The sequence below is a fragment of the Lysobacter zhanggongensis genome (assembly GCF_046638635.1).
Taxonomy (GTDB): Bacteria; Pseudomonadota; Gammaproteobacteria; order Xanthomonadales; family Xanthomonadaceae; genus Novilysobacter; species Novilysobacter luteus.
Genome location: NZ_JBJXHK010000120.1, coordinates 1 through 5,030, shown reverse-complemented (window position 1 = coordinate 5,030; position 5,030 = coordinate 1). Strand labels below are relative to the sequence as shown.

The window sequence follows — 5,030 nt, the reverse complement described above, 5'->3', positions numbered from 1 at the left end:
GGTGGCCGGCGCGGGTGCCGGGGCCGGAGCGGCGACCGGTTGGGCCACCCGCACGATCGTCGCCGGTTGCAGGTGCTCCTCGTCGGCGGCGAGGCGGAACGCGGCGACCGCCTGGACCAGCTGGCCGGACTGCTGCTCAAGACTGCGCGCGGCGGCCGAGGCCTCCTCGACCAGCGCGGCGTTCTGCTGGGTGCCCTCGTCCATCTGCAGGATCGCCTGGTTGACCTGCTCGATCCCGCTGCTCTGCTCCTGCGAGGCGGCCGAGATGTCGGCGATGATGTCGGTCACGCGCTTCACGCTGCCGACGATCTCGTCCATGGTCTTGCCGGCGCGGTCGACCAGCGCCGTGCCTTCCTCGACCTTGCCGACCGAGTCGGTGATCAACTGCTTGATCTCCTTGGCGGCGTTGGCCGAGCGCTGGGCGAGGCTGCGCACCTCCGAGGCGACCACCGCGAAGCCGCGGCCCTGTTCGCCGGCGCGCGCGGCCTCGACCGCGGCATTGAGCGCGAGGATGTTGGTCTGGAACGCGATGCCGTCGATCACGCCGATGATGTCGTTGATCTTGCGCGAGGAATCGTTGATCGCGCTCATGGTATGCACGACCTGACCGACGACCTTGCCACCCTGTTCGGCGACGTCGGCAGCCCCGATCGCCAGCTGGTTGGCCTGTCGCGCGTTGTCGGCAGTCTGCTTGACGGTGGAGGTCAGCTCCTCCATCGAAGAGGCGGTTTCCTCCAGCGACGCGGCCTGCTGCTCGGTGCGCTGCGACAGGTCGTTGTTGCCGGCGGTGATCTCGCCGGCGGCGGCGCTGATCGCATCGCTGCCGTCGCGGATGCGGCCGACCACCACTGCCAGCTGGCGGATCGCGCCGTTGGCGTTGCGCGCGAGCTCCCCGAACTGGCCGGGCAGGTTGGCGTCGGCGCTGCGGCTGAGGTCGCCGTCGGCGACCGCGCCGAGCAGCTGGCCGACCTCGTCGATGCCGTGGTCTGCGCTTTCCATCAGGGCGTTGAGGCCGTCGATCATCTCGCGGTACACGAACTCGAAGCGCGCGGCCTCGCCACGGCGGCTGAAGTCGCCGGCCACGGCGGCGTCGACCAGCGTCTTGATCTCGCTGTTGACCGCAAGCATGCGGGCCTTGACCTCGTCCACCGCCTCGGTGACGCGCGCTTTCTGCCCGGGCAGCCGCTCGATGTCCTCGGACAGGTCGCCGCGGCCATACGCATCGACGATCGCCACCACCCGGTTCTGCAGGTCGATGTGCGAGCCAACGAGGGTGTTGATCTCTTCGGCCATGGTGCCGAACGAGCCGGGGAACGCGGCGCCGTCGAGACGCTCGTCGACGTCGCCGGCCTGGTGTGCATTGAACAGCGACCGCTGGGCATCGGCGAACCGACGCAGGTTGGACACCGCGTTATCCAGGCTGGCGGCGATGTCGGCCAGTTCGTCCTTGCCGTCCACCCGCACGCGCTCGGGGAACTCGCCGGCGCCGACCGACTCGGCCACGCGACGGATGTGCTGCAGCGACAACCGGGTGCCGCGGATGAAGCCCAGGAACAGGTAGGCGGCAATCAGCAGCGTGGCGAGCGTGAACAGGGTGATCAGCCACAGCCGCAACTGCAGCGCGGTGATCTCGGCGGTGATCGCGTCCGAAAGGCCGTTGTTGGCGCCGATCAGGGCCGCGGTCAGTGCCACGCGGGTGGCTTCTTCGCGCGCGGCCATCGCACTGACGGGTTTCTCCGGCATCGGCGCGTCGAGGATGTGCTCCTGGATATAGGCGGTCTGCTTGTCCACCGCAGCCAACGCGGTCTGCAGGCGCTGGCCGACGGTGGCCTCAAGCTCCGGCATTGCCAGCGCGGCGTTGGCGACGTCCAGCGTCGCGCGCTTTCGCAGGAAGTCCTGCATGTTGCGGGTAATCGCCAGCGTTGTGCGGTCATCCACCCAGATGCTGCCGGCGCCGAGCACGACCATCGAAATGGCGGCCTGTTGCGAGGTGTATTCGGCCAGCGTCGGCAGCCACTCGGTGGCGACGCTGCTGGTGTAGAGCGTGCCGGATGCGTTGGCGCGCGACAGGCCCGAGACGTCGGCCATCAGCCCGATGACCTCGCGCAGTTCGGACGCGGCCAGGTCGCGCGCTGCGGCGGCACTGGCCACGTCGGGATGCTCACCCTTGGCGGCCTGCCAGGCAGTCTCGGCCTCGTCGAACGAGGCGGCCAGGGCATCCGACGGCGGCAGGTTGGCCAGCGCCCACTGCTTGGCAGTGGCCAGGTCCGACGACGCCGCGGAATGGGCCGTCTCGATTTCGGCGTCCGCCACGTCGTCACCGGCACCCTTGCGCACCATCAGCTGCCGGAACAGGTGCATCGACTGCATCGAGCGGTGCAGGCGCGCGATGGGGGCGACCGTCTCGCGTTGCAGGCGCGCATCGGACAACTGGGTCGCGGCGTTGACGATGACCATGCCGCCCAGCACGACGCACGTCACCGTGAAGGCGGCGCCGATCACCATGGCCTTCTGCCCGAAGCGCAACCGCGCCATCAGGCGGGTGGCTGGCGCAAGCGCCTGGTCGAGCAGGGAAGGGGGTGCGCGGTGTGACATGGAAACCTCGGCAATGGTGACCGCTGGCTGGGTCGACTACCCGACCATCGGCCTGCGCCGGCGAAACTTTAGGTTGCGGCGAGGCGGCGGACCGGGGCGGAACACCCGGCGGCGTGTTGCGCCTGAACGGGAGGCATTCGGCAAGCGTGGCACTCGTCACAGTTCTGCCGCGGCTCGCACAAGTTCCCGCATTCGCGGCCGATGGAAGGGGCAACCCCCAGGCAGTTCCCTTCAAGGAGTCATCCCCATGTTGCGTTCGTTCTTCGTCGCCGCGCTGGCCGTGGCATTCGTCGCCCCCGCCTTCGCCTCCCCCGACCTCAAGCCGATCAAGCGGGTCGAGCCCGAGTACCCGGCCGAAGCCGTCCGCGCCGGTACCCAGGGCTTCGTCGAGGTCGAGTTCTCGGTCGACGCCGCCGGCAAGGTCGAGAGCGTTTCGGTCGTCAACGCCCAGCCGGCCCGCGTGTTCGAGCGCTCGGCGGTGGCCGCGGTCAAGAAGTGGTCGTTCGCTCCGGGCGGTGGTCGCGGCAAGGTGCGCCTCGACTTCGCGCTGTAAGGGCACGATGCCGCCGGGCAACCGGCGGCCTTGCGTTGCGACAAAAAAAAACGCGCCTTCCGGGGCGCGTTTTTCGTTTCGTGGATCGTGCTGTCAGGCAGCCAGCGCCTCGGCCACCAGGCCCATCTCGCTGCTGCCCATCAACCGCTCGATGTCGAGCAGGATCAGCATCCGCTCGTCGAGGGTACCGATTCCGGTCAGGAACTGGCGGTCGATGGTCGCGCCCAGCTCGGGCACCTCGCGGATCTGCTCGGCGGACAGGCGCACCACGTCCGACACGCTGTCGACCACGATGCCGACCACGCGGTCAGCGACGTTCAGCACGATCATCACCGTGAGCGGGTTGTAGTCGGCGGCCAGGCGGAACTTCAGCCGCATGTCGATCACCGGCACGATCACGCCGCGCAGGTTGATCACGCCCTTGATGTACTCCGGTGCGTCGGGCAAGCGGGTCACCGCGTCGTAGCCGCGGATCTCCTGCACCTTGAGGATGTCGACGCCGTATTCCTCCTCGCCCAGCGCGAAGGTCAGGAACTCGTTGCTGGCACCGTCGCCGTCCAGGCCCGGTGTGGGCTGGCGGGTCATCGAGTCGGGGCGGAAGCTGCTCATGGTGGGTCCTTGGTTGCGGTCCGGCGGCGCTCAGGCGGCCGACGGGAGGGGATTGGACTGCGCCAGTCCGCCGGCGTCGACGATCAGCGCGACCCGGCCGTCGCCGAGGATGGTCGCGCCCGACACACCGGCGATGCGGCGGTAGTTGGCCTCGATGTTCTTGACCACCACCTGCTGCTGGCCGAGCAGCTCGTCGACCTCCAGCGCCAGCTTGCGGCCGTCGCTTTCTACCACCACCGCGATCGGCGTCGTGGTCGCGGCGTTGGCGGCGGCGCCAGCGCCAGCCGGATGGGGCAGGCGGTACTGCTCGCGCAGGTTGACGAGAGGCAGGTAGTCCTCGCGCACCTTCAGCACGCGGGTGTCATTGGCGATCGTGCGGATTTCGCCCGGGCCGGGCTGCAGCGATTCGATCACCATGTTCAGCGGCAGGATGAAGACCTCGTCGCCGACCGCCACCGACATGCCGTCGAGGATCGCCAGCGTCAGCGGCAGGCGGATCGACACGGTGGTGCCGACGCCCTTCTCGCTGCGGATCTCGACCTGGCCGCCGAGGGCGACGATGTTGCTCTTGACCACGTCCATGCCGACGCCCCGGCCCGACAGGTCGGTCAGCGCGTCGGCGGTGGAGAAGCCGGGGTGGAACACCAGGTCCCAGACCTGGGCGTCGGTGGGGTCGGCCGGCACCGGCAGGTTGCGCTCGGCCGCCTTGCGCAGGATGCGCTCGCGGTCCAGGCCCTTACCGTCGTCGCCGACCTCGATGATGATGTGCCCGCCCTGGTGGGCCGCGCTCATGCTGATGGTGCCGGTCTCGTCCTTGCCCGCGGCGACGCGTTCGGCCGGCATTTCCAGGCCGTGGTCGATCGCGTTGCGCATCAGGTGCACCAGCGGGTCGACGATCTTCTCGATCACGCCCTTGTCCAGCTCGGTCGCCTCGCCCCTCGTCTTCAGCCTTACCTTCTTGTCGAGCCGGGTTGCGAGGTCGCGCACCATGCGCGGGAACCGGCTGAAGGCGAACTCCACCGGCAGCATGCGCACGCCCATGATCGCTTCCTGCAGGTCGCGGGTGTTGCGGTCCAGCTGCTCCAGGCCGCCCAGCAGCGCTTCATGTGTGTTCGGGTCCAGCCCACTGGACTGCTGGCGCAGCATTGCCTGGGTGATCACGAGTTCGCCGACCAGGTTGATCAGGGCGTCGACCTTGGCGACGGCCACGCGGATCGAGGTCTCGGCGTCGCTGGCGCGGCGCGCGGGCACGTCCGCGGCGTCCGCGCCGAGC

The 5,030-nt window shown here is 69.2% G+C and carries 4 protein-coding genes; 1 reads left to right on the top strand and 3 read right to left on the bottom strand.

Translation table 11 applies throughout. The features are described 5' to 3' along the window. The coding region (locus ACKVMH_RS12705; RefSeq protein ID WP_412700571.1) for a methyl-accepting chemotaxis protein at window positions 1-2,595 on the bottom strand (2,595 nt) is incomplete at its 3' end. A 247-nt stretch (window positions 2,596-2,842) separates the two neighbouring features. Between ACKVMH_RS12705 and ACKVMH_RS12700 the strand changes: the two genes are divergently transcribed. Beyond that, window positions 2,843-3,148 (top strand): energy transducer TonB, encoded by a 306-nt coding sequence (locus ACKVMH_RS12700; protein WP_215219623.1) that lies wholly within the window; start codon window positions 2,843-2,845, stop codon window positions 3,146-3,148. Between the two features lie 93 nt (window positions 3,149-3,241). Here the strand turns inward: ACKVMH_RS12700 and ACKVMH_RS12695 are convergent, their stop codons facing one another. Continuing rightward, a complete protein-coding gene (locus tag ACKVMH_RS12695; RefSeq protein ID WP_215220262.1) occupies window positions 3,242-3,733 on the bottom strand; it encodes a chemotaxis protein CheW in 492 nt (163 codons plus the stop codon). Between the two features lie 54 nt (window positions 3,734-3,787). After that, window positions 3,788-5,030, bottom strand: a 1,243-nt coding sequence (locus ACKVMH_RS12690; RefSeq protein ID WP_412700570.1) for a chemotaxis protein CheA, incomplete at its 5' end; no start/stop codon positions are given.